Origin of the sequence: Acinetobacter sp. CIP 102136 (genome assembly GCF_000369685.1) — a bacterium.
In the GTDB taxonomy this organism is placed as follows: Bacteria; Pseudomonadota; Gammaproteobacteria; order Pseudomonadales; family Moraxellaceae; genus Acinetobacter; species Acinetobacter fasciculus.
Genome location: NZ_KB850142.1, coordinates 1,806,134 through 1,832,694 on the forward strand (window position 1 = coordinate 1,806,134; position 26,561 = coordinate 1,832,694).

Annotated in this window: 20 protein-coding genes; 8 read left to right on the forward strand and 12 right to left on the reverse strand. The window is 44.1% G+C overall.

Annotated features, from left to right (window positions below; translation table 11 throughout):
• Nucleotides 1-2: 2 nt before the first annotated feature.
• The 3 genes from nuoC to F893_RS14110 all read right to left on the reverse strand — a co-directional run bounded on the left by nuoC (nt 3) and on the right by F893_RS14110 (nt 3,113).
• Complete coding sequence (gene nuoC, locus F893_RS14100) at nt 3-1,790, reverse strand: NADH-quinone oxidoreductase subunit C/D (protein WP_005097924.1); 1,788 nt, start codon at nt 1,788-1,790, stop codon at nt 3-5.
• A 90-nt stretch (nt 1,791-1,880) separates the two neighbouring features.
• Nucleotides 1,881-2,561 carry a NuoB/complex I 20 kDa subunit family protein gene (locus F893_RS14105; RefSeq protein WP_005097925.1) on the reverse strand — a complete coding sequence of 227 codons (681 nt, stop codon included), beginning with the start codon at nt 2,559-2,561 and terminating at the stop codon, nt 1,881-1,883.
• A gap of 6 nt (nt 2,562-2,567) precedes the next feature.
• A complete protein-coding gene (locus F893_RS14110; protein ID WP_005252676.1) occupies nt 2,568-3,113 on the reverse strand; it encodes an NADH-quinone oxidoreductase subunit A in 546 nt (181 codons plus the stop codon).
• A 572-nt stretch (nt 3,114-3,685) separates the two neighbouring features.
• Here F893_RS14110 and F893_RS14115 point away from each other — a divergent pair.
• Entirely contained in the window at nt 3,686-4,042 is a 357-nt protein-coding gene (locus F893_RS14115) for a hypothetical protein (RefSeq protein ID WP_005252677.1), read from the forward strand.
• A 66-nt stretch (nt 4,043-4,108) separates the two neighbouring features.
• Here F893_RS14115 and bfmS read toward each other — a convergent pair whose 3' ends face one another.
• Both bfmS and bfmR read right to left on the reverse strand, forming a co-directional pair.
• Entirely contained in the window at nt 4,109-5,779 is a 1,671-nt protein-coding gene (bfmS, locus tag F893_RS14120) for a sensor histidine kinase BfmS (RefSeq protein ID WP_005252679.1), read from the reverse strand.
• Nucleotides 5,780-5,821: 42 nt separating this feature from the next.
• Complete coding sequence (gene bfmR, locus F893_RS14125; RefSeq protein ID WP_005104084.1) at nt 5,822-6,538, reverse strand: response regulator transcription factor BfmR; 717 nt, start codon at nt 6,536-6,538, stop codon at nt 5,822-5,824.
• Between the two features lie 566 nt (nt 6,539-7,104).
• Here bfmR and F893_RS14130 point away from each other — a divergent pair.
• The 4 genes from F893_RS14130 to F893_RS14140 all read left to right on the forward strand — a co-directional run bounded on the left by F893_RS14130 (nt 7,105) and on the right by F893_RS14140 (nt 12,264).
• The gene (locus tag F893_RS14130) at nt 7,105-9,942 is read left to right on the forward strand and encodes a ribonucleoside-diphosphate reductase subunit alpha (RefSeq protein ID WP_005252681.1); all 2,838 of its coding nucleotides are present in this window, start codon (nt 7,105-7,107) and stop codon (nt 9,940-9,942) included.
• A 129-nt stretch (nt 9,943-10,071) separates the two neighbouring features.
• Nucleotides 10,072-10,200, forward strand: a complete 129-nt coding sequence (locus F893_RS18405) for a hypothetical protein (protein WP_005104087.1) — start codon at nt 10,072-10,074, stop codon at nt 10,198-10,200.
• 226 nt (nt 10,201-10,426) lie between these two features.
• The gene (locus tag F893_RS14135) at nt 10,427-10,663 is read left to right on the forward strand and encodes a DUF2188 domain-containing protein (protein WP_005104088.1); all 237 of its coding nucleotides are present in this window, start codon (nt 10,427-10,429) and stop codon (nt 10,661-10,663) included.
• A gap of 317 nt (nt 10,664-10,980) precedes the next feature.
• Nucleotides 10,981-12,264, forward strand: coding sequence for a ribonucleotide-diphosphate reductase subunit beta (locus tag F893_RS14140; RefSeq protein ID WP_004645882.1), 1,284 nt, complete (start codon nt 10,981-10,983; stop codon nt 12,262-12,264).
• 100 nt (nt 12,265-12,364) lie between these two features.
• Here F893_RS14140 and F893_RS14145 read toward each other — a convergent pair whose 3' ends face one another.
• The 3 genes from F893_RS14145 to F893_RS14155 form a co-directional block, all read right to left on the reverse strand.
• Nucleotides 12,365-14,494: a TonB-dependent receptor gene (locus F893_RS14145; RefSeq protein WP_005252684.1), complete on the reverse strand. Its 2,130-nt coding sequence runs from the start codon at nt 14,492-14,494 to the stop codon at nt 12,365-12,367.
• 391 nt (nt 14,495-14,885) lie between these two features.
• Nucleotides 14,886-17,288, reverse strand: a complete 2,403-nt coding sequence (locus F893_RS14150) for a glucose/quinate/shikimate family membrane-bound PQQ-dependent dehydrogenase (protein ID WP_005252687.1) — start codon at nt 17,286-17,288, stop codon at nt 14,886-14,888.
• 170 nt (nt 17,289-17,458) lie between these two features.
• Nucleotides 17,459-18,700, reverse strand: coding sequence for a carbohydrate porin (locus F893_RS14155; RefSeq protein ID WP_005252689.1), 1,242 nt, complete (start codon nt 18,698-18,700; stop codon nt 17,459-17,461).
• Nucleotides 18,701-19,182: 482 nt separating this feature from the next.
• Between F893_RS14155 and F893_RS14160 the strand changes: the two genes are divergently transcribed.
• Together F893_RS14160 and F893_RS14165 are read left to right on the forward strand one after the other, a co-directional pair.
• Nucleotides 19,183-19,791 carry a DUF805 domain-containing protein gene (locus F893_RS14160; RefSeq protein ID WP_005252690.1) on the forward strand — a complete coding sequence of 203 codons (609 nt, stop codon included), beginning with the start codon at nt 19,183-19,185 and terminating at the stop codon, nt 19,789-19,791.
• Between the two features lie 24 nt (nt 19,792-19,815).
• On the forward strand, nt 19,816-20,331 hold the full coding sequence (locus tag F893_RS14165) for a hypothetical protein (protein WP_004645901.1): 516 nt from the start codon (nt 19,816-19,818) through the stop codon (nt 20,329-20,331).
• A gap of 148 nt (nt 20,332-20,479) precedes the next feature.
• Here F893_RS14165 and F893_RS14170 read toward each other — a convergent pair whose 3' ends face one another.
• Entirely contained in the window at nt 20,480-21,127 is a 648-nt protein-coding gene (locus tag F893_RS14170) for an HAD-IA family hydrolase (RefSeq protein ID WP_005252691.1), read from the reverse strand.
• Nucleotides 21,128-21,225: 98 nt separating this feature from the next.
• Here F893_RS14170 and F893_RS14175 point away from each other — a divergent pair, with 98 nt between their 5' ends.
• Entirely contained in the window at nt 21,226-21,993 is a 768-nt protein-coding gene (locus tag F893_RS14175; protein ID WP_004281743.1) for a hydroxymethylpyrimidine/phosphomethylpyrimidine kinase, read from the forward strand.
• A 78-nt stretch (nt 21,994-22,071) separates the two neighbouring features.
• Here the strand turns inward: F893_RS14175 and F893_RS14180 are convergent, their stop codons facing one another.
• The 3 genes from F893_RS14180 to F893_RS14190 all read right to left on the reverse strand — a co-directional run bounded on the left by F893_RS14180 (nt 22,072) and on the right by F893_RS14190 (nt 26,134).
• Entirely contained in the window at nt 22,072-23,130 is a 1,059-nt protein-coding gene (locus F893_RS14180) for a DUF1176 domain-containing protein (protein WP_005252694.1), read from the reverse strand.
• A 3-nt stretch (nt 23,131-23,133) separates the two neighbouring features.
• The gene (locus F893_RS14185) at nt 23,134-25,572 is read right to left on the reverse strand and encodes an AI-2E family transporter (RefSeq protein ID WP_005252696.1); all 2,439 of its coding nucleotides are present in this window, start codon (nt 25,570-25,572) and stop codon (nt 23,134-23,136) included.
• Nucleotides 25,573-25,693: 121 nt separating this feature from the next.
• Complete coding sequence (locus tag F893_RS14190) at nt 25,694-26,134, reverse strand: YybH family protein (protein ID WP_005252710.1); 441 nt, start codon at nt 26,132-26,134, stop codon at nt 25,694-25,696.
• Between the last annotated feature and the right edge of the window lie 427 nt (nt 26,135-26,561).

Genomic DNA, 26,561 nt, shown 5'->3' on the forward strand with positions numbered 1-26,561 from the left:
CCTTAGCGATCCACGTCAGCCATTACGACGTCAATGGTCGCTAAATAAATGATTAAGTCAGACATGAGGCTGCCGTTAATCACAGAAGGCATTTGCTGTAAATGCGTGAAGGTTGGTGTACGAATACGGGTACGGTAACTCATGGTTGACTTGTCTGAAGTCAAGTAGTAGTTCGACGCACCTTTCACCACTTCCGCCATCACAGATGCTTCACCTGCCGGCATTACAGGACCCCAAGATACGCTTAAGAAGTGCGTAATCAAGGTTTCAATATCTTGTAATGTCTTGTCTTTTGGTGGTGGAACAGCCAGTGGATGGTCTGCTTTGTACGCACCAGACGGCATGTTGTCTAGACATTGCTTGACGATTTTCAGTGATTCTTCGATTTCACGGAAGTGAACCATGACACGTGCATAAGCATCGCCTTCGTACTCTAAAGGAACCTCGAAATCGTAATTTTCGTAGCCGCTATACGGACGATATTTACGAACGTCAAAGTCAATACCTGTTGCACGAAGACCAGTACCGGTTACACCCCAAGCCAATGCAGATTTAGCGTCATATTGCGCTACACCTTGTGTACGACCCATGAATACAGAGTTGCGTAATGCAGCTGTGTAGTATTCATTCATACGCTTCGGCATCCAGTCGAGGATTTCGCGAATGAGGTGCTGCCAGTTGTTTGGAAGGTCGTGCGCAGTACCGCCAATACGGAACCAAGCTGGGTGCATACGGTAACCCGTGATCGCTTCAATCGCGTCATAAATCTTTTGACGGTCAGCGAACATATAGAATACTGGGGTCATACCGCCGGCATCCTGAATTGCAGTACCAATAAACAACAAGTGGTTATTGATACGGAACAATTCCGACATCATCACGCGGATACATTGCGCACGGTCCGGTACAGTAATGCCCGCCATTTGCTCCACGCCCATCACATAAGGCATGTTTTGTGCACAACCACCCAAGTAGTCGACACGGTCTGTATACGGAATGAATGAATGCCAGGTTTGACGTTCAGCCATCTTTTCCACACCACGGTGGTGATAACCGATATCAGGCACACAGTCTTTCACTTCTTCGCCGTCCAGCTGCAAAATTACACGGAATGCACCGTGCGCAGATGGATGGTTAGGCCCCAAGTTCAGAAACATGAAGTCTTCATCGGCATTACCGCGCTTCATACCCCAATCTTCAGGCACGAAACGCAGATGTTCCTGTTCGTAGTCCTGCTTGGCCTTGTCTTGTAAATACGGGGTATATTCAGTCGCACGTGCAGAATATTCTTTACGTAGCGGATGACCTTCCCAATAGGTTGGCAACAAGATACGACGGAGCATTGGATGCCCTTCGAAATTGATCCCAAACATATCGTAAGCTTCACGTTCGTACCAGTTGGCATTTGGCCAGATGTTGGTTGCCGTCGGAAGATTCAGATCACTTTCAGCTAAGGCAACCTTAATACGAATGTCAGTATTACGCTCGAGCGACAACAAGTGGTAGAACACTGTGAAGTCAGACGCAGGTAAACCGTCGCGGTGCGTACGCAGACGCTCATCTACCGCAGACAAGTCGAACAACATCACGTAAGGACGTGATACTGTACGCAAGAACATTAAAACTTCTTGTACACGTGCGCGCTCAACCCAGACTGTCGGGAAATCCTCGAAAGTCGTTTGCACATAGAAGTTCTCACCAAATTTGGTTTTGAGTTCTTCAATGATGGCAAATGCTGGGCGTGAATCAACTGGTGTTGATTCTGGCATAGCAATGTCAGTTTCAGCCATTGGCTTGGCTTCCTATTTAATACAAATTCAGTCAACCTAAACGACAATTACACCCATAGCGGGTGCAGCAAAAAAGACCAGTCGTTTAAATTATTTAATTTCATCCATAGAGCGCAAGTTCTTCACAGCAACACGCTGATCTTTCTTACGGTCACGTTCCGGCATCATCTTTGGCTTATACACTGGCTTAAGATCATCACCGATCACCGCAGAAAGCGGACGACGCTCGAGTTGAATCTGGTCTTGCAACAGCATTAATGCCTGAATCAAAGCTTCAGGACGTGGTGGGCAGCCGGGAACATAAACATCGACCGGGATGATTTTATCCACACCTTGTACCACTGAATAAATGTCGTACATCCCACCTGAGTTGGCACATGCCCCCATTGAAATGACCCATTTCGGTTCAAGCATCTGTTCATACAAACGTTGAATGACAGGCGCCATTTTCACAAAGCAGGTACCCGCCACAATCATTAAATCCGCCTGACGCGGTGAAGCACGAATCACCTCGGCACCAAAACGTGACAAGTCATGCACACCGGTTAAGGTCGTCGCATACTCTACATAGCAGCATGATGTACCAAAGTTAAACGGCCAAACTGAGTTTTTACGACCCCAGTTGACTGCTGTATGTACCACATCCTCTAAACGAGTCATGAATACATTCTTATTCACTTCTTCTTCAAGTAACGGATCTTCTACAAGGATACGCTCTTGAAGTGGATATTGATCAGCATCCGGATTCGCACGGGTTAATGTATATTTCATCCCGTCTTACTCCTTATCAGATGATTTAGCCGGTGAGCTTTTCACACGACCAGAGGATTGAGCTGGGATTTGACCTGTAGGGTCGATTACCAATTCTTCAATTGAGTTAAAGCGCGTAATTTCTGCTAGATCCATATTTGGCGAACCAATCTTAGCTTTAATTCCTGCGGCTTTACGTTTGTCTGAAGGTGCCCAGTTGAGTGCGCCTGTGGATAATTCGTAAACCAAACCAACAAGTAAAACTAAAATAAAGATAGCTGCAGTTGCAAAACCAATCCAACCTACTTCACGAACAGAAACCGCCCATGCATATAGATAAAGTGCTTCTAAATCAAACACCACGAAGAAAATTGCAACTAAATAGAACTTTGCAGACAAGCGGATACGAGCTCCACCTGCGCTAACTACACCTGACTCAAACTGCTCCTGCTTGGCACGGCCCCATGATTTACCCCCGAGGAGTAATGGGACAGTCAGCATAAAGACGCATAAAAATGTAACGCCGATCACGAAGGCAATAATTGCCCATTCGTATGGAGTAATAGCACTCATGCGGGGATAACTCCTGGCAGGCCTATTTGTTAACAAAGAATGTATGTATTGGCCTTCAAATACACCAAACACAAAATTAATCCCGCCAATTGTACCTGATTTTGGATTTCACTTGCTAGTTTATAAGCCTTAGTCTTTGGGATGATTTTTTAGACATTTCAGCATTTAATTTGACTTTAATCATTCAGAATTCGTTTTAATCGTTTTCCCAAATTAAATTTTAATTATCTATTAATTTTTCTATAAATAGCGCTGCCAGAAAATAGACTAATCGACGAGCTGCTTTTCTCGCCCACCCATTTAGATATAGTCCTTTTCACTATTGAATCCAAGTTAAATCAGATAAAAACTTATTTTAACAACTATTTTTCTTTTCAAACCATTTGATTTAACTTGAGATTTAATGTGATTTTTTATATTTAACTGTTGCTTTACCGCCTGCAGCCACTTGCTAATCTTAGATTCACAATTGTGTCTTTTTGCAACATGCTCAACGGACTGATTCAGAATATGTTATTTCTATTTCTAAACCACATCATGACATTAATAAAGTAACAATAAGGAGTCCTTGCATGTCTCTACGCTTTTCCCATAAGCCGAATTATTTTTTATTTGCTCAATTACTGGTTCGACATATAGAAAATTACATCCAGAAAAATCCTAACATAAGCCAGGCAGCTTTTGACTTACGTGACATCCATGCACTTTTTCAAGAGGACCATGCTTCTTCCAGCATCAATCTGGATGGCATTATGAATATCGCTGACGAATATAAAGTCGAAACGTTATCAGGCGACCAAAAACTGATTCAGCGTTATAACGTCGATGCGAAAAATACCAAACTGGTGATCGACTTTAACTCTGAAGCGCTACAAAGCTTAAAAGAGGGTAAATCACTCATTGAACCTGATGCGACCATTCAGGAATAAAAATCGCTCCTAATAAAAAACGATGCCGATGCATCGTTTTTTATGACTAAAATCATTTATACAATATCAAGCTAAATGATCACTCGCTTCCTCAGGCTTTTTTTCTAGCATCTTGCGCTTACTCTTCTTGACATAACGCTGTGCCGGCCAGGTCATGGTAAAACGCGCGCCACCCAGCGTCGGACTTTGATCCACCTGAATCGTACCACCAAACCAGTACGCAATCCGGCTGACAATCGACAAACCTAAACCATAACCACCCGAAGCACGGGTACGGCTATCATCCAGTCGGGCAAAGGCTTCAAAAATGCGGGCACGATCTATTTCCGGAATCCCCGGCCCGTCATCTTCAACGCAAACATAGGCTTGACCATCCTGATCCAGACCGCCGCTAATCAAGATTTTATTATCGCAATAACGTACAGCATTGCCGACCAGATTCTGAATTACACGATGCAGGTAGCGACGCTCTGCCTCAACCACCACATCAGGCATTGAATGTAGCTCAATGATTTTCTGGGTTTTTAATGCTTCAGTTTCCAGAGCTACCTGATTCAGCACTTCAAACAGATTGACCTTTTCAAACTCGATCGAAGGCATGCCCTGTTCTAGCTTGGCATAGGTCATGATCTCGTCAATCAGGGTATTCAGCGCCTCAATATCTTTATCAATCTGTTCGACCTGTTGCAGACGATAATCGTAATCATCTTCATCTACCATCATTTCCACACCAAAACGAATCCGCGCCACTGGTGTACGAAGTTCATGCGACACCGCACGCATCAATTCACGTTGGGCTTCAATCAGGCGCTGAATATGATCAGACATATTGTTAAAGCTAGAGGCCAGCGTTGCCATTTCGTCACTTCCTTCTACAGGAAGACGCAATGACATATTACCGGTTTTCATTTTGTTTAAGGCATAGCTGACTTCACGCAACTTGCGCTGCATTGGCACCAGCAAACCATACACCCCCAGACTCAGCACAAACAGGCTCAATAAGGTAATACCAGTCGCTAACTGGAATGGCATCCAGTTAAACAATGGCACCGGTCCCATCACCAAGACTTGTGAGGTCGAACCTGGAATTGGCGAAATAATTGAAATGGTGGTGCCACGGATTGAGGCACTATCCCGATACAGGATAATACTGTGATCAAGACGCAAGCGCCCGATCTGCTCGGAATCTAAAGGTAGATTCTGGACGTTTTCGATGGAAACCGGATAAGAAAAATAATCCTGAATACGAGCCAGGTATTCTTTTTCCTGACCTGGATAGTAGACCAGATAATCCAGGATAAAGACTGGTAAGGCCTTCATCTGGCGCTCAGTAATGCTGTCGGCCTTAATATAAAGGTAATGACCCGGGTCATCGCGCAGCCCCACCACAATATAGGCAATACCCGATTCGGCGTCCCAACGCACCACAGCCTTACGTTCGGCAATACGGCGTCCTTCAGCACGGGTAATGTCGACCTTGCTGGCTTCTACATAGTGAATGGGCAATTCCAGCAAATCGGAGGCATCAGAAACCCAATCCATTTTTTGCTGGAGATTTGGCTGGCGTGCAACCCCTTCACTGATGATATATGCCATACCATCAGTCAGGGATTCGCGATATTCTTGCGCACGCTGATAGTTGATAATCTGTACCAACAGATAGCCGAACACCGCCACCAAGACGACAAGGATGACGAGTCCTGCGTATATACGCAAAAATATACTGTGTTTAAACACCTATAATTTATCCTGCTTGTTCAAGCAACAAACCACATTTGCTTAAAGACCATTGGTCTCTTTAACAAAAAGATAACCCTTACTACGTACTGTTTTAATACGCTTCGGATTTTCTGGATCGTCACCGATTTTTGGACGGATACGAGAAATACGCACATCAATTGAACGGTCTTGGCCGTCATATTCAATGCCGCGTAGACGCTCAAAGATATCTTCACGTGACAGGATGCGGCCCGCATTTGAAGCCAGCAGCCACAACAGGTCATATTCTGCACTGGTAAAGTCAACCAGCTCACCATTTAAGGTCACTGAACGACCACCATTGTCGATCACCAGGTCATCAAATTCGATGCGCTGAGCCACTTCATCTTCAGGCACTTTGTCAGTACGGCGTAATAAAGCACGAATACGAGCCAATAGGACACGTGGCTGAACCGGTTTAGCGACATAGTCGTCCGCACCCATTTCCAGACCTAAGACCTGATCCATATCTTCAGTACGTGCAGTCAGCATTAAAATCGGTTGATGATAATGTGGACGAACTTCACGACAGATGGTCAAACCATCAGCACCTGGCAACATGACATCTAGAACCACCATGTCTGGTTGCTCAGCAATAATACGACGAATAGCACGGTTGCCATCCGGCTCTACCCCAACCTCAAGTCCGTTACGAATGAGGTATTCTTGCGTTAAACGAGCAAGACGCTCGTCATCTTCAACAATTAAAATTTTGGGTAACTTTTCTTCTTGGCTCATGTATTGCCCCTTATTTGGTGGATCTACGCTATAGGCGTATCCTTTTGAAATCCAATAGATACGTTTTTAATATGCTTGCAATATACACACGTTTACATTGTAAACAAGATAGCGTTCACCAAACTGATACATCAAAATAGCATTTTGTAATATTTTATCGGGCACTTTTTGGACAATTATGCTTGAAACAGTGGCTTAGATCTGATTTTCGATTTACACAACTCTCACATGGACAAAATATGACTGCTTGATTCAGCAGTTTTTAGTTATCCACAGTGTTATCTATAAGCAGTTTCTTTGGACTTTGTTATGCTATGCCTTGCCTGATAAGGCTTATACAAAAATCAATAAAAATAGCGATATTTTTGCAATGATTAAAGCACAACTTAAGAAAAATATTTAGCTAAATGTCAATATTGATCTACCCTAAATTTTCCCGTATCTTGTGTTCAATTAATTTTAAAACCACTAGGTCTTGTGTTTATTCCTCAAATACTGTGGCATAGAATTTGCCCAGTTCAAACGGTCCATAAACATAAAAATAGATGACAATGGAGCTATGCTAAATGAGCGTAATCACTTCAACTCCTGGTCAACTTCAGGTGATTAAACGCACCGGTGATGTTGCCGCTTTTGATGCAGAAAAAATTTCTGTCGCAATTGGTAAAGCGTTTTTGGCGGTTGAAGGCCAACAAAGCGCTGACTCGAGCCGGATCCATGATCGTATCGAGCAACTGACGGAAATGGTATTAAATACCTTTAAACGTCGTTTACCTTCTGGCGGAACGATTCATATTGAAGAAATTCAAGACCAAGTTGAACTTGCGCTAATGCGTACGGGCGAACAGAAAGTTGCACGCTCTTATGTCATTTACCGTGAACAACGTTCTGAAGCACGTAAACAGTTAGGTGCTCATCATCACCCGACCCTGCAAATTACTGATGCTGAAGGCAAACTTAAGCCACTGGATTTAAGTGCTTTAACTGCGCATGTTACTAAAGCAGCAGAAGGCCTTGAAGGCATTGATGTACAAGCGATTGTCGATGAGACTGTGAAAAACTTGTACAACGGCGTAAAAGAGTCTGACATCTCGACCACGATGATGATGGCGACCCGTACCCGTATCGAGCAAGAACCTAACTATACGTATGTGACTGCACGTTTGTTACGTGATGACCTGGTTGCAACTGGTTTGAAATTCCTGGGTCTGTCTACAGAGACCAATGAAGGCGATGCACTTGAGACTTTCCTGAAGAAAGGGATCGAGCTTGAGCTGCTTTCTCCAGAATTGCTGAACTTTGACCTTGCGAAATTGGCAGCGGCGATTCAACCAGAACGCTCGAACCAGTTTACCTACTTAGGTCTGCAAACCTTATTTGACCGTTACTTCATTCATTCAGATGGCGTACGTTTCGAATTACCGCAATTGTTCTTTATGCGTGTTTCTATGGGCTTGTCGCTCAATGAAGAAAACCGTGAAGACCGCGCGATTGAGTTCTATAACTTATTGTCTAGCTTCGACTACATGGCATCGACGCCTACCCTGTTTAACTCAGGTACGCTACGTCCACAGTTGTCTAGCTGCTACTTAACAACCATTGATGATGACCTGTATGACATTTATGGCGCGATGCGTGATAACGCAATGCTGTCTAAATGGGCAGGCGGTTTGGGTAATGACTGGACGCCAGTCCGTGCCTTGAACTCATACATCAAAGGGACTAACGGTAAATCTCAAGGTGTAGTTCCGTTCTTGAAAGTAGCGAACGATACGGCTGTTGCGGTTAACCAAGGTGGTAAGCGTAAAGGTGCAGTTTGTGCATACTTAGAAACCTGGCACCTAGACATCGAAGAATTCTTGGAACTGCGTAAGAACACCGGTGATGACCGTCGTCGTACCCACGACATGAACACTGCGAACTGGGTTCCTGACCTGTTCATGCAACGTGTATTCGAAGATGCGGAATGGACACTGTTCACCCCTTCTGAAACGCCTGATCTGCATGATTTGACTGGTGCTGAATTCGCTGAGCGTTATGCACATTACGAAGCGATTGCCAAAGAAACAAACATGTTGCACAAAAAAATCCGTGCAAAAGATTTGTGGCGCAAAATGCTGTCTATGCTGTTTGAAACAGGTCACCCGTGGATCACATTCAAAGATGTATGTAACCTGCGTTCACCACAACAACACGTTGGTGTAGTTCACTCTTCTAACTTATGTACAGAAATTACTTTGAACACCAGCAAAGAAGAAATCGCAGTTTGTAACCTGGGTTCAATCAACCTGGTACAACACGTTCAAGGCGGTGTACTAGATCGCGAAAAGCTTGCTCGCACAGTAAAAACTGCCGTTCGTATGCTCGACAACGTGATTGACATCAACTACTACGCTGTTCCGCAAGCGCGTAACTCGAACCTGAAACACCGTCCAGTCGGTATGGGTATCATGGGCTTCCAGGATGCACTGTATGAGATGAACCTTGCTTATGGTTCTGATGCTGCGGTTGAGTTTGCTGATGAATCGATGGAAGTGATTTCGTACTACGCGATTTCAACATCTAGCGATTTGGCTGTTGAACGTGGTACATACGAAACATTCAAAGGTTCATTGTGGGATCAAGGTATCCTACCAATCGACTCGCTTGATCTGGTTGCGAAAACTCGTCCAGAACGCATGTTCGAAGTCGACCGCACTCAACGTCTGGACTGGGATACTTTACGTGCCAAAGTTCAAAAAGACGGTATGCGTAACTCGAACGTGATGGCGATTGCACCAACAGCTACGATTTCGAACATCTGTGGCGTGTCTCAATCCATTGAGCCAACCTTCCAGAACTTGTATGTGAAATCAAACCTGTCTGGTGAATTCACAGTGATCAATCCGTACCTGGTACGTGCGTTGAAAGAACGTGGTCTTTGGGATGCTGTGATGGTCAATGACCTGAAACACTTCGAAGGTTCTGTTCAGAAGATTTCCCGTATTCCTGAAGAGCTTAAAGCCATCTTCGCGACTGCGTTTGAAGTTGAAACTCGCTGGATCGTGGATGCTGCTTCACGTCGTCAAAAATGGATCGACCAAGCGCAGTCTCTTAACCTTTACATCGCTGGTGCAAACGGCAAAAAACTGGACATCACTTACAAGATGGCCTGGTTACGTGGTCTTAAGACGACTTATTACCTTCGTGCATTGGGTGCGACTTCTGCTGAGAAATCAACCATTAACACTGGCGCATTGAACGCAGTTAAACCTGCAACTGTTGCGGCGCCTGTTGTAGCAGCAGCTCCTGTCGTTGAAGCGCAAAAACCTGAAGCTCCTGCAGAGGAAGAAGGTTTTGCTCAAGCGGCGCCAGTGCCAATGGCATGTTCGATTGACAACCCTGATTGTGAAGCTTGTCAATAAGCTTCGCTTGACCTCCCCTAACCCCTCCTAAAAGGAGGGGAATCACAGCTCAGTCATCTGACATGTGAAAGTCCCTCTTTTTAAAAGAGGGATTTAGGGAGATTAAAATAACAAACAAAGGAAACCTCAATGCCCCATATGACTCACAACTACATGTTAGGACTTGCGGCATTGCTGATTTCCTTTGGCATTACCTTTTATTTACCAATTGCTTATTTCTGGCTCAAAGTTTGCCAGCAGCGTAAACAAAATAAGTAGTTTTCTTTAGACGAATTACTTCTTTTGATTATGTCAGCAGATTAGCTGATTGCCGAAAATGAAAAAAGGGAACACCGCGTCAACGATGCTCCCCTTTTCCCTAAAGATCATTAGGCTGTCTTTAGGGCGATAACTTTTTTACCAAAAAGCTAGGGAATATTCTGAACTAGTTTAAAGCAATCGTCAAATTAGCCTTTGTTGAAAGCTCAAATTTAGGAGTATTCTCATGAGCAAATCAAATGACCGTATGGTATATCAACGTGGAAATGAATGGGTAAATAAAGCAAATGGTAATTCTACCGCTTCATCCATTCACTCAACACAACGTGATGCAATAAACTCAGCTAGAACTATGTTAAAAAACTCTGGCGGAGGAGAATTGACAATCAAAGGTACTAATCAATTGATTCGTCAAAAAGACACAATTTCCCCAGGAAATGATCCAAGAAACATAAAAGGCTAATTTATCTCTTAAAAAACAACCTCGATTTAATCGGGGTTGTTCTGTTTTTAAAAAACTATAACCGATTGATTTTATTATTTTTTTCAACGGAAAAACCAATAAAGAAATTCTACTTAAAAAACAAAAGAATAGAAGAACCATAGTCGTTTTTTCATCAAAAAAAATCTTATTACCTATTAAATTTTCGCGATCAAAACTACAATACATTCCAAATTTATTAAAAACTAAATCGCCTCGCTTAACAAATGTTCGTTGTTTCTTTAAACACCAGATAGTCCAATGTACATAAGTGAAGCGTATAATTTGAGAGAATTGATATGTCTATCCTAAGTTGGGACGATTTCGAAGATGATTCGCAAAAACCGGCTGCACCTGAACAGCAGCCTGCGCCCGTCGAGCCGCAAAAAGCGACTAATTCACAGATGGTATCTGATGCAGGCAACGCATCGCCGGATGTGGCAGCTGCACAACCCCTTAGAGCCACTCAAAACCGAGGATCAAATCCAACCGATTCGCTGGCAAGAGCATCTGCTTCCCTAGAGCAACTTGATGTTGCTCCAGGTCTGGAAGAGCTTGAAATGGGTGCGCAACGTGTACAAGTTGATGACAAGGCAATGATCAACTGTCGTGCTGACTTGAACCAGCTTGTACCGTTCAAATACGAATGGGCTTGGCAGAAGTATCTGGACGGATGTGCAAACCACTGGATGCCGCAAGAAGTCAACATGAACCACGACATCGCGCTGTGGAAGTCTGAAAATGGCTTGACTGAAGATGAACGTACCATCGTGATGCGTTCACTTGGTTTCTTCTCGACTGCCGATTCACTGGTTGCAAACAACCTGGTACTGGCGATTTACCGTCATATTACCAACCCTGAATGCCGTCAGTACATCTTGCGTCAAGCGTTTGAAGAAGCAATTCATACGCACGCTTACCAATACTGTATCGAGTCGCTAGGTATGGATGAAGGCGAAGTCTTCAACATGTACCGTGAAGTACCGTCAGTGGCACGTAAGGCAGCGTGGGGCCTGAAATATACTCAATCTTTAAGTGATCCTACTTTCAAAACTGGTACCCCTGAAAACGACCAAATCCTGCTTCGCAACCTGATCGCGTTCTATTGTGTACTTGAAGGTATCTTCTTCTACTGTGGTTTCAGCCAGATTCTGTCTATGGGCCGTCGTAACAAGATGAATGGTGTTGCTGAGCAGTTCCAGTACATCCTGCGTGATGAGTCAATGCACCTGAACTTCGGTATCGATATGATCAACCAGATCAAGATCGAAAATCCGGGGCTATGGACGACTGAATTCCAGGAAGAAATCATCCAGATGATTCTTGAAGGTACGATGCTGGAAATCGAATACGCACGTGACACCATGCCACGCGGTGTACTCGGCATGAATGCTGGCATGATGGAAGAATACCTGAAGTTCATTGCTAACCGTCGTCTGGCGCAGTTAGGCTTGCCTGAACAGTTCGCTGGTGTGAACAACCCGTTCCAGTGGATGTCAGAAATGATGGACTTGCGTAAAGAGAAGAATTTCTTCGAGACACGCGTAACGGATTACCAAACTGGTGGTGCGTTAAGCTGGTAAGGTTTTTTACCGTCACGCGACACATAAGTTGTCATTTATGACTTATAGTTTGTCATAAAAAAACCGCCAATACTGGCGGTTTTTTTACATCACATAACAATTAAAACTCTTTTGTTACACTCAGACCAGCGCTCCAGTTCCGCCCTTCTGCCGGCTCAAAGAAACGGCTATTGCTTTCATTGACAATCACTGAACCTGAATAGTCTTTATCAAAAAGATTATCGACACGTGCAAAAGTTTTGACAGACCAGTCTTTCATATTCCATTTATAGCCAACATTGGCACCAGCAACAGTATAGCTGGGTGCATATTCAGTATTGGTATCATTGACATAAATTCGATCTGAATAACGTACATCCAAACCTGCACTCAAACCATTTTCAGGTTTCCAGCCCAGACTTAAAAATGCCTGATTTTTGGCAATACCGGGAATATAGTTTCCTGATTCAACTCTCGACACTGCAATATTGCCATTCTGATTTAAAATTTCAGGAATATCAGCATCAAAAGTTGCATCTATATAGCTATAGCTGGCTTGAGCAGTGAGATCACGCCATAAACTTTTATTCCAGGAGAGTTCAATACCTTCTCTTAAAGTTTGATCTGCATTACGGAAAGTAGAGCGACCATTGTCATTACCTGCAGAAACAATGTCATCCTGAGTCGTCGTATGGAAAACTGCAACAGTAAAATCACCTAATGTATTGGCAGATTTCAATCCCATCTCATAGGTTTCACTTTCTGCTGCTTTTAAACTGAAGCTGCGGTTTTCTGCAGTATTTGCAGGATAGGACATTTCGGTAAAGGTCGGCGTTTCAAAGCCTTGTGCATAACTGACATAAGTCATCAGCTCAGGTAAAATCTGCCAGCTTAAAGCCATGGAGGGCAATAATTTCTGATAATCGGTTTTACCTGAATTATTGCCATTCGCCAGAAACTTGTCTTTAGACTTGAAATGCACATTGCTATAGCGCAGGCCGGCATCCAAGGTCCAATCGGGAGCAAAGTGATAAGAAGCTTGCAAATACGGATCTAAATTCCACAGGGTATTATCTTCATCTCGACGTAGTTCACCTTTAACCCCCAAGCGATCACCTAAAAAGTTTTGATAGCCTTTACGGTCTTCAGTCATGGCATCAAAAGCGAGACCAGCAATCAGTTGGATATCTGGCAGAATATCTTTACCCGTCCAGCGTAAATCTGTCCCATAAAAATTACGGTCAAAATCAATCACGCCACCCGCATGATTAACTCCACCTTGTGCTGTACGAGGAATCGACTGATATTGCGTGACTGCGCGCTGTCCCCAGTAGGCCATACCATACAGTTCATGCTGATCATTGATCGGTTTATTCCAGGTCAAACCTGTTTGCAGCTGCTCAATTTCTTTACGTGCATTATAAAGAAGGACGTTGGTCGCTACCTGTCGGGGATTGGCCTTCCACTGGTCTCGGGTTAAACCACCCGGATCATCCGCTGCAATTTTGACATAGTTATTCATCCAGTTGATTTTAGAACCATCTTCCAGATCCCAGGTCAGCTTGGCATTATTCAGAACTTTATGTGCACTGCTGTGATCACGGTAACCATTGGTATCAAAATAAGAGGAGCTGATGATATAGCTTGGCTCTGAAGCATTCTCTGAACCGCCTTGCAAAACCAGCTTGGTCTGCCCTTTGTTCTGACTCCCTGCAGAATGCCCCAGTTCAATTGAGTCAGCGCCTTGCCCTTCCGTTGTGGTGGTTAAAATCGTTCCCCCCGAAGAGTTGCCATACAACGAGGAAAACGCACCACCCAAAACCTCAATATGATCCAGACTGTTCAAATCAATATTCGAGGTTTGCCCCTGCCCATCCGGCATCGTTGCAGGGATTCCATCCACATATAAACGCACACCACGCACACCAAAACTGGAGCGAGCGCCAAAGCCTCGCATCGAAATTTGCAGGTCCTGGGCATAGTTTTCACGATTATTTAACTGTAATCCTGGAACGCCTTTTAATGTTTCCGACAGGTTCACATTCATGCTGTTATCTTGTTCTTGATTCAGATAATACACTGATGCCGGTGTGGTCAATCGCTCCCGATCGGTACGGGTCGCTTGAATGATAATCGTGTCTAACCTTTGGACTTCTTGTGTGTCATTTTCTGCATAAATATTCTGACCTGCGCAAGCAATCAGGCAGGACAAGGTCGATTTCACAAATGGAAATTTCGGGCTTTGATACATAAATAACAGGCCTTATTTGAAAGTGGTTTAATGCGGCAAATACCTTATCAAGATGGCGTACATCTCATGATTCAATTCATTTTGTTTTAAGCATCGATATCCAATAAATGCGCTGATTCGATGACATATAGTTCGTTCAATGGATAGAAAGACTTTGAGCTTAAAATTCTGTGTTCGGTAAATTCAGACTTGATTAATCCTTTATCTGAATTGCGCTTAAAATCAGCCAGATACAAAGCATATTATTTTAATGCGATCTGAATGAAATTGAGCTTTCAGCAACAAATCAACATCATTTCTCTGTGTCCTTAAAACTGGATGTAGGCATTCAACAATACATAATAAAAAAGCCTGACGAATCAGGCTCCTTCATACTGATTTAAAAATTTAACTATTTATTGTCTGGCAAGGCATAAGCCACCAGAGAGTCGCCCATTTTAGTCCCAAAGGAACCATGACCACCCGCCATAATGACCACATACTGCTTGCCATTCGCTTCATAAGTCATTGGTGTAGCCTGACCACCCGCAGGTAGACGCCCTTTCCACAATTCATCACCGTTGTTCACGTTAATGGCACGGATATAGTTATCTTGAGTTCCGCCCACAAACATCACGTTGCCCGCAGTTGAAATAGGTCCACCCAGCATCGGCACACCCATTTTGAATGGCGGCAATGGAATGCCTGGCATACTGTCACGAATGGTACCGATACGGCGTTTCCAGGCCACTTCATGAGTATTTAAGTCCACACCTGCAACAAAGCCCCATGATGGCTGTTTACACGGCAGCCCAAACGGAGACAGGAACGCACTGATTTCAACGCCATAAGGCACGCCATACATCGGTTGAACGCCGGCTTCTGTGCCTGCACCTTTAGCCGTCTTAGGACGGTTCGGATCTTGAGGAATCAGTTTTGATACAAATGGCAGGCCAATCGGGTTGGTCAGTGCAATTTGACGGTCCGGATTCACCGACATACCGCCCCATTCAAACACACCCAGGTTACCCGGGAAGACCAGCGTCCCATTTTCAGAAGGTGGGGTATAAATGCCATCGTAATTCAATTTGTGGAACGCAACACGGCAGACCAACTGGTCGAACATGGTCGCACCCCACATCTGTTTATCGGTCAATTTCTCTTGTGGCGCCAGATTAAAATCAGAGAACGGTTGAGTTTTAGAATAGAACTCGCCTTTGGTTTGAGGTCCACGCTTCACAGATTGCGGTACCGGTTTCTCGGTAATCGGTACAATGGCTTTACCATTACGACGATCCAGCACAAAAGCATTCCCGGTTTTGGTCAAGACATAAATAGCCGGAATCATATTCCCGTTTTTATCTTTGATCTCGGTCAATGTCGGCTGTGAAGGTACGTCCATATCCCACAAATCGTGATGGGTAGTCTGGAAGTTCCATACCAGTTTGCCGGTCGTCGCATTCAAGGCCAGCATCGAGTTGGCATAACGCTCGTCCAGCTCAGTCCGGTGACCACCATAAATATCCGGTGTACCGACACCCGTTGGTACGTAGACGATATCCAGCTCTGCATCATAGGCCAAAGGTGCCCATGCATTAGGTGAATTATGTACAAATTTTTGACCCGGTGCAGGAATCAAATTCGGATCTTCAGCGCCTGTGTCAAATACCCAAAGCAGTTCACCGGTATTCACGTCATAACCACGGATCACACCCGATGGTTCTTCAGTTGAATAGTTGTCGGTAGTTGAACCCGCAATAATAATGGTGGTGCCGGTTACTACAGGCGGTGAGGTTGGAATATAACCGCCCGGATATGGGAATGGCATATCTTTTTGCAGATCGACTTCGCCATTTTTACCAAAGTCAGAGCAGACTTTACCGGTGGTCGCATTGACCGCAACCAGACGCCCATCATTGACCGGTAAAATCACTTTTTGTGGACATTCAGCCGATGTGGTTTTCTTCGCAGCGAGACTGCTTTCAAAACCTACCGTATTGTTGACATCATAATAAGATACACCACGGCAGGTTAAATGCTGATAGGTATGATCAGCTTTTAATTTCGGATCATAGGTCCATTTCGCCTTACCAGTTGCCGGATCAAGCGCAGTCAATTTCTGGTGAGTGGTACAGATGTACATGTTGTCACCCACCTTGATTGGGGTAACCTGATTGGTGGTTTCACCCGAGTCATTTTCAGTCTTGAATTCGCCCGTGTGATATTCCCAAGCCACCTGCAAATCTTTGACATTTTCAGTATTAATCTGCTTTAAGGGTGAATAACGCAAACCGGACTGGGTACGGCCATAAGCCGGCCAGTCTTCATCTGCCACACCGGGAATTGGCTGGTGGGTTGCAGGCTGCTGGGATTTTAATTCACCGCGAATTTCTTGCGGGTCATTAAATACAGCATAAATCATGACAGCGATGGTAATAGCCAGTGAACCACCCAGGGCAATTTTCGCACCTTTACTTTGATCAAAACCGCGTGTTACTGCCGGAATCAGCAGGGCCAGACCAAACAACCCTAAAATATCTAAACGCGGCGCGAGTGCAAAGAAATCTGAACCGACTTCCCACAGCCCCCACACCACTGTCGCCAAAACGAATACGGCATAAACCAGAAGTGCAGCACTTTTTCGTTTATACAAGAGAACTGCGGTCGCAATAAAGAGAATACCTGCAATGATGTAGTACCAAGACCCACCCAGCACTGCAAGATAAATCCCTCCAATCAGCAGTCCTATACCGAAAACAGCGGCAATGACCGCTAAAATCGTTTTCAGTACCGAACCTGATGATGAAGTATTCATATTGAACACCTATAAAAGTTTTTTTGAAAGTCCATGCACATGACAGGCATGAGCACCCTTATTGTTAAATTCTGAGTTATAAATACATCAATGTCTTAAGCAGGCATTGCCCATTACTGCAACAAAGTACCTAGAGATTCAATAGTGTATTTGCAACTAAAAACTATGTTTTAAAATGACGTATTAAACTTGATTCCGCCCACCCATACATTTTCACCGTCTTTGTCCGCACCGACGTGACGCACATATTGCACATTCGGGCGAATAGTGAGCCAGTTGGTGGCATGTAAGCCATAATAAATTTCTGCATCGATTTCTTGATGATGGTCAGTACTGACATCGTCATTCATGTTGATGCGTGCAATACCAAATGCGATTTCATCTTGAGGGCGTGAATCCATTGCACCCTTATAAACCAGTCCAATATTTTGCATATCGCTGACGGTATTGGTTTTGGAGTCATGCACTGTCGCATTTATAAAGCCGGTCAAACCACGCGAAGTATCTCCGTCATGTGCAGTCAATTGTTGCTTGGCAACGATCCAGCCACCGTGGTGGTGATCTGTTTGATCTGGATTGGAAATGACTTCAGCATCCGCTGTACTGTAGTAATAACCGGCACGATATTCACCCGGTAGTTTCTGTTCACCCAGTTTAGGCGTCCAAACCACTTCTGCAGGAAGCATTGCCCCTTTAGAACCATCCGTACTCAGATTAAACCCTTTACCACGTTCCAGATTCTCAGGGTTGTACTCATAAGCACCGACTTGGGCATAAAATTCAGGGTTAATATTGTATTTGACCCGTGCAGCCCATTGGCTTACCGGCCAGTTGTACCACTGATCACCGACCCAGTTCCCGACTTGTGAACCGCATAGGGCCAGATTCTGAAAATCGCAGTCAAAACTGTTGAAGTCTTCACCTTCACCGAAGCGCCCGACTTTCACATCCAGTTTTTGTTCCAGGAATTTTTTCTTGATCCATAAATCAGTCAGACGCCAGGTTTGACCACGGCCCCAGACCTCTTGTACTGAACTCAAATGACCGTTTAAAGCAGCAGCGCTTTGAGACAGTGACTGACCGTTACGCTGGGTCACTGTTATTTGTGCTTCAGTGTCTTGCCAACCTGCAATTTTTGCCAGATCCAGATGTGCCCCAAAAACAAACTGGTCCGCATATTCAGTTCTATGGTTTGAAGATCTTTGCGCATCGATCAAGGTTGCCATTTCACCGGTATAACCAAAACTGAAATCATAGCCCTGGTTTTGGAGCGCTGTACGTTGCCCGTTCCAGTCACCGAGCATCCACGGGCTTTCCGAACTGAAAGCAGCTTCAGCATGCACAGTGGTCGTGGTTAAGATGAAAGAGGCACAGCAAAGGTAAACGGCCTTCGATAATGGGGAGAGATACATTGAATGTGATACCTTCATCACAATATGAAGCTTTTTATTATACGCCTGTTGATTTTAAAAAATCGTTACTAATAGATAAAAAGTATGAATAAAATGTTATATTTATTAGTATTATTATATGCTTTTTGTAAATTTAAAATTTATAAGTATCTGTTTATCATCATATTAAATTTAACAACATCAAACCATAGTTCCAAAGAAAAATTTGATATTCATCAGATAGATTTAGCTTTAATTTCTTATAAAAGATTCAGAGATAAATCAGCTCCATTACTATTTAATTTTCTTCATTTCAAATCATGCAACGCTACATTTTTTGTTGATTGAATACTGAATCACTATTGCGATAAGGCTTTTAAAAACATGAAAAAATTATTGTCATTTCACCATAAACTTTTAAAAATTAGATTATGCTAAAGTTATTCTGATAAGAAATTGCGTCGCTTTAAAACAATAATCTAGCTTAATAGACGAGAACAAGCATGAAAGGTTCAATCCTTGATTTTTCTATTCAACACAATACCGGTTTTATCTCGGGGGATGATAATCAGCGCTATAGCTTTAATGGCGCGGACTGGCGTAGTGAGCGTCCACCTTCACGCGGTGATCGGGTCGATTTTATCGTCAATACTACAGGTGAAGCCTCTGAGATTTATCTGGCCTTAGGCAGTTCTATTTATCTGGGAGAAAAAATTTCCAGTCAGCTCGGCAAATATTCCAATCTGGATCAAGCCGAGGAAAACTACAGCAGCATTGACTGGTTTGTAAAATGTCTGACCAACTATGCAAACTTTTCCGGCCGCGCACGCCGTAAAGAATTTTGGTTCTTTATGCTGTTTTGTGTAATTTTAGGCATTGTTGCTGAGGTAATTGATACAGTTTTAGGCACTAAACCGCTGGTGAATAGCCTGCTTAATCTGGCACTTCTAGTCCCAAGTCTGGCCGTTGGCGCGCGTCGCTTGCATGATGTAGGACGCTCTGGTTGGTGGCAATTACTGACGCTTACCGTGATTGGTATACTGGTACTGATCTGGTGGTGGGCAACTGAAACCAAGCAACAAAACAATGAATATGGTGCTCCTGCCAAATAACCGAACCTTACAAATCCCGTCTTGATGCGGGATTTGTTTATCGATTATTTAATGACTAAATATCAGCAAAATCAGACTTTCTCCATGCTGCAAGATCAATTAGTGAAATTTCCAGATGCTGTATGGGTGCAAATCTATAAAGATAAAATGCAGCTGATGAATATAGATGGCACGATTACGCATACTCTGCTACCCGATGTGCCTTATGCCCATCCGCGGAGTATTATTGCCGACTTTGATGCAGCCGCGGTGACGCTGAAACGGCTGTTACCATCGTCAATGATGAAGAAACTATTTAGCTCTATAGCACTGCTGCAAATTATGGATCTGCCTGAAGACGGTTTAACCGAAGTTGAAAAGCGCGCGTTACTCGAACTCGGTTATGAAAGTAGCGTGCAAAATGTCATCCTGTTTGACCATGCAGGAAATGCACTGACCAAAGCCAGAGTTCCACCCCAACATCGAATGACGATCATCAATATTTTACTGGTGATTATCATTATGGTGGTGTTGGCATCGACCTGGTTTTTGACGCTTTAAATGTTCTTGTAAGAGCAAAAATCCCGCACGCTGCGGGATTTTTATTGAGATAACAATCTAATAAGAGAGTTGATCTGTATAGATGTAGCAGCTTATAGACAAAATATCTCTAAAAATCAGCTCAAATAAAATAAGCAAAAATTAGGGTTTATTTAAAATAATCTAGCAACTGATTAAAGCGGTCTATTTGATATTTAGGCTGTGCCAGTGCTAACTCTTCCTGACTACCATAACCATAATTTACCGCAATAGTATCAATACCATTTTGACGGGCACCAAAAATGTCATGCTCGCGATCACCGACCATCATGCATTGATCGGCCTGTAATTTTTGTTGCGCTAAAATATACTGAATCAGCTCGGCTTTATTGGTTCGGTCACCATTCAGCTCACTGCCATGAATGTCGGTAAAATACTGGGCCAGATCAAAATGTTCCAGAATCTGTTTGGCATACACTGTCGGTTTTGCTGTAGCGACAAACAAGCGATAACCACGGCGTTTCAGTTCTGCCAGCGTTTCTGCTACACCCTCAAAAACATGATTTTCATAGAGACCCTTGACTGCAAAGCGCTCCCGATAACCCATCAAGGCCTGTTCAGCCAGAACATGATCGGCCTCAACATTTAAAATTTTGGCAAGCGAGGCTTTTAAGGGCGGACCAATAATCCAGTCGATATTGATCTCGTCACTAATCGGATGACCAATTTTTTCCAGACCATAGCGTGCAGACGTCGTAATCCCCACTTTCGGATCGATTAATGTCCCATCCAGATCAATTAAAATATTCTTAATCACCGCCTATCCCCTCTCATCAGCACCGATATAAATTAATATCGAGAGTTCATTCAAATTTGCCTATACTAATGCAATTTTAGTGAATGAAGGACATCATTTTGCGCCCTACCGTACTTTGCTTTTCCGGTTTAGACCCTTCAGGTGGAGCCGGCCTTCAAGCAGATATTGAAGCTATTGGTCAAAGTGGTGCACATGCGGCAATTGCCTGCACAGCCCTCACTATTCAAAATTCACAGCAGGTTTTTGGTTTCGAAGCCACTTCCAGAGAATTGCTATTGGCACAGGCCAATGCGGTGGTCAATGACCTGCCCATTCGTTGCGTAAAATCTGGCATGTTAGGCACCACAGACAATATCGTGGCTCTGGCCGAGTTTCTGACTGTACATCCAGATTATCTGTATGTGCTGGATCCGGTTTTGGTCGCCAATAGTGGCGGCTCGCTGGGTAATCAGGAAACGCTGGTCAAAGCATTTACCCAGCTGATTCCATTGGCCACCATTTTAACGCCAAATACGGTTGAACTACGCGCCCTGACGGGTGAGCAAGACCTCAAACTGGCCACTCAAAAATTATTTGAAATGGGTGCACAGGCAGTTTTGGTCAAAGGTGGCCATGAAGATACGCCAGATTACATTCAGAACAGCCTATATATCGCAGGTGAGCTGGTCAACGAAACTCGCTGTCCACGTCTGCCAGGTGAATATCATGGTTCAGGCTGTTCACTGGCCAGTTTCATTGCCGGACGTCTGGCCATGGGTGATCAGTTGAAAACTGCGGTACAGCATGCTGAAACCTGGTTATTTGGGGTATTAAAAAATGCTGAAATTCCTGTTCCAAATGGCCAGAGAATTCCAAAGCGTTTTTAAGATCACACTTCTTAAAATCAAAACTAAAAAAGCCTGAGTCATTCAGGCTTTTTTATCACTGATATTTTATAAACAATACTATTTGGCCTGATAAATGATTTTGCTTACATAGGTCGGTAAATTCCAAGCACCACCGGCGAAGCCTTTGCATTGTACGGTCAGACCACTGAAGCTTTTGACAAATTTCTTGCCATTCCAGGCCCATTCGTTCTGACTCAGACAATCGCCCAAACCACGCACTTTATGCCCGGAAAATATCTGGCCTTGGTTAAATGTTTCTCCCGAGGTCGTCACCAACTGTTTAAATTGCTTGTTTCGATCCATCAGCCAGAAGCCACTACCCATATTATAAGCCCCACGCCAGCATGGAATCTGAATCAGTTGATTCTGGGCATTAATGGGATAAATGGTCATAACATCATCATCCAGAAAACGCTGGCTAAACAGCAAATCACATTGATCTTCCTTGGTGGTGGCTTGCAGTTTTCGAATCATCTGCTGACTTGTTGCCGTATTCAGTTTTGCTTGAGTGACTTTGCCTGACTGATATTTTGGTATCTGAATTTTCGGTATCGCTGCAGCTTTGAGCACCGCCTGATTGGATTTTTTCCCCGGCCTGATCAAGGCTGAGGGCGTAGAAAGTCGACGCTGAAATTCATCCATCTTGAGTAAAACGGCACTGGCACCGGAAGTCGACAGGTTCCAGCGTGATTGCGTATTCTTAAATACAACCGGAGCTGTTCCCTGTACAGCTTTTAGCAAGGCTCGCGTTTGATCAGTACTGAGGTGCCCTATTCCCTCCCGATTCAGACCAATCACACCATAAGGTGTGCTGGCAATTTGTAGCTGAAGCTGTCGTGTAGGTGTGGCAGCAGCTAAGGGTAAAATCTGGACTTGGGCTTTGATACTACTGTTTGCACCCGCAGCACGCTCTAGTAGCACCGAAACCGGCTGATCAATATCTTGATCCGATTGATAACCGGCAGCGCGGCAGGTGCCGGTATTATCACAGGAAATTTCCCAGTCTTTATGTAAAAAATGCAGTCCCTGAATAGCAGCCAGACTCCATGAACTGATACTGGCTAGACCAAATGTGATACTCATGATTTTGATGCTGTAAATCCATTTTTGTTTCATCATTTAGTCCTTATTTAAAACGCTTGCCGAGGTAGCAGGCTGCATCTGCTCAATCTGCTTCTGTTTATCTTTTTTCTTGCGCTCATTGCTCAGGGTCGCCATTAAATCCTGCGCCAAAGCCTTAAGCAGAATCATATCTTCGGCCTGCATCTGTCTCGGTTGTTTATCCAGCAGACATAGACTCCCAACCGCAATTCCATTTTTATCTTTTAAAGGCACACCAGCATAGAAACGGATATGATGCTGTCTTAATTCTGACAGATGTGGAAAGCGCGGGTCACGCTGCAAGTCTTCTATCACCAAAGGCTCATTCTGATAGAGCAAATGGGTGCAGACTGAATCCTTGCACATTTGTCGGGTTGCAACAGGCTCCTGAGTAAAAGGACTGATTGGAATATACATTTCATGCTGATTCAGCCAGGAAATTTGTGCGTAATCAACGTCAAAGGCTTGACGGGCTTCTTCAATATATTGTTTATAAAGGGTCTGATGACGATGATCCAATAACCCCAATTCATTTAAAGCCTGCTGCCGTTCTTTTTCATTCTTGATCTCCAGATTCTCAAACCAGCTTTCGCCTTCATTCAAGGTATAAGTTTCGATAGTCAGAATCAGATCATCGACATTATTGACCAATGCCTCCAGCTCAAAACGTTGTTGCAGTTCATCCAGAAGCTTCAGCTGCATCACGCCCCAAGTCGCAAAAATGATTTTCAGCTCAGGATATTGCTGCGCCAGTCTATATTTCAGCAGCCGAATCTGTGCCGCAGGCGCATGATGAAAAATCGACACACATAAAATCTTGATCGAAGCTGGCAGTACAATACCCTTTCCTGATTCACTCGATTGAATCAATACATCCGGATCATTTCGGGCAGCAATATTTTTGAGATTCAGCGCGTGTGCCAACATGGCAGAAATCTGGGTGTCAATTTCCCAACGTGCACCAACGCAATAGACTTCGGGCTGCTCGGCACTCATCTTACTCGGATAGGCTTTTTGAAACGCATGATTAAAGAACTGCAAGCCCTGATAAAGACGCAACCGGTGTTCGGCAGTGACATCGGTATCATGTCCTTGAGAATAAATCCGAATGGCTGGAATGGCCACTTCGCCATAGAACATTTGTACCCGACGGGCCACCTCCTCTTCACTGGGCTTTTTCGGTAATTGTGCACAGATGTAATCATTGGCTACCTGCATTGCATCATTGACTTCATCAGCCACCAGTCGTTGGTAAAAGCGTTCGGAGGGTGACAATACTGGCGTACTGCCAAGTAAGGTTTTGACAAAACCCAGTGCCGGTACATAATTGGACAAAACCAGCAGGCAGGCAGTCAAAGGCGTCGACAAGATCAGCCCTACCGGTCCCCAGAGGGTGGTCCAGAACGTAGCAGCCAGAATAATTGCCAAAGTAGACAGACCGGTACTTTCCCCATAGAGCCACGGTTCAATCACGTTATTGCTGATGAGTTCCAGCACCAGTATCAAGGCCACAGTCCAGAGCACCATGTCCCAGCCCGGATCAACGGCGAAAGCCAGCGTAATCGGGAAAATAGCTGAAACGATCGGGCCAACATAGGGTACAAAACGCATAACCACCGCAACCAGCCCCCACATAATCGCTGCCGGCACACCAATCAATAACAGCCCAATCGCCATGGGAATGCCATAAGTGACATTGACCAGCAGCTGCATGCGCAAATAGGTTCCGATACTTTTGCCGGCATCATCCAGCGCATCGGTGCCGATATTCAGATTACCGCCCAAGAGTTTCAGAAAGCGGTCATGCAGGTCTTTGCCATTGAATAAAATCAATACCATAAACAGGAACACAATCCCGATAATCGCCAGTGGATTCAGGATTTTATTCAACCAGTCCAGCGCAGCCTCTTCACTCGTTGGTTCCAAACCGACCACTTTGACATTCTGCACATTTGGGTCTTCTGTTTCCTGTTCTGGGGTGTCTATCGAATCTTCGACTGTGTCAAAGGTCTGGATCGCACCGTCCCACATGCTCGGTCCTTGACGGTAGTTTTCGAGCATTTTCAGTTTTTGCTGGATAGTGTCCTGATATTGCGGCAGTTCCTGACTCAGCTTGCCGAGTTGTACCCCCAGATAAGTTGCAGTGCCACCCAGAAAGGACAAGGTCAAGCACATGACCAGGCCAATCGCCGCCCATTGGGGACAGCCCCAACGCTTCAAACGGGAAACCAGAGGAGAAAGTAAAAATGCCAGCAGAATGGCCAAAGCCAGCGGAATAAAAATATCACGGCCAAAATACAATGCCGTCATGACTACAGCAGCAATTACAAAGCCTGCCATCATTCTGAGTGCATGTTGGGTGCGTTGCCGCTCGGACTGATCCGGCATCAATACTTCAGTCTGTTGTTGCAGGTTGGCCTGTCGTGGTTTTACTTGACTGTTCTTGTTGTTATCCACCTGAAAAGTCCTAAAATATTATTCCTTCAACATAATTTAGGACTTTCTATATTTTTGTTACAAAGGTATTCCTGTAATCATTTGCAAAGATATTTCACTTAAATCTTTTCAGGTAAATAGATTAACTCACGCTTTTGATCCGGCGCATTTTCCGGGTTTCGAGTTGCACAGGGACTGAAGTATGTTGATGCAGCAATTGCCATTTGCCCTGCTGCTTGCTCAGGCACATGCTGACCCGACACCAGCCCAGCTGGAAAATCGGTTCAATCACCGCATAACTCACCCGTACATAACCATCGACTACAGCCAGATCAGAAGTGACATGAATATTAAGGTCTTGGCGTTCGATGCGTATGCCTTCCGGTATAAATGCCCGATATTGCTGCCAGAGTGCCTGATAGGCTTCTACACCTTTCACTTCCATACTGACATCGACCAGACGGATATCGGGTCGGCATAATTGAACAATATCCTGAATTTCAAGTCTGGCTACGGCATTATCCCACTCCTGAAGAAATGCCATGACTTCCTGAGCCAATTTTTCATCCCCAAAAACCTGCATAAAATTTCCTTCAACCGGACAAGTCAGACCTGAAATCTGGGATTCAATCAACTCACCGGATTTCTGATCTTTTTGTTCTTATTATTATGCCTATGCTAAAGCGTTATTCTCGCTTTGCTCTTCCCACTGCCGGATTGGATACAGCTCACCTGAAGATTATTTTTTAAATTATTTTTATTTCAATCAGGATGAATATGCTGTTTCTAGATTGGATGATTCAAAAATCAGCAGCGATTAAAAGTTACTTTAGAACTTTTATCGCATGCCTGTAAATGACATAAAGCGTCATTTAAAAATAGAAATAATTTTAGATCTGAATAAAATAGCGAGCTGTTACAGACCAAGTCGATCTGTTTATAAATTTCGTATGGCATTGATAAGGTTTCAAGGCATTTGATCATATCATCTCAGCAAATAAAAGCCATCA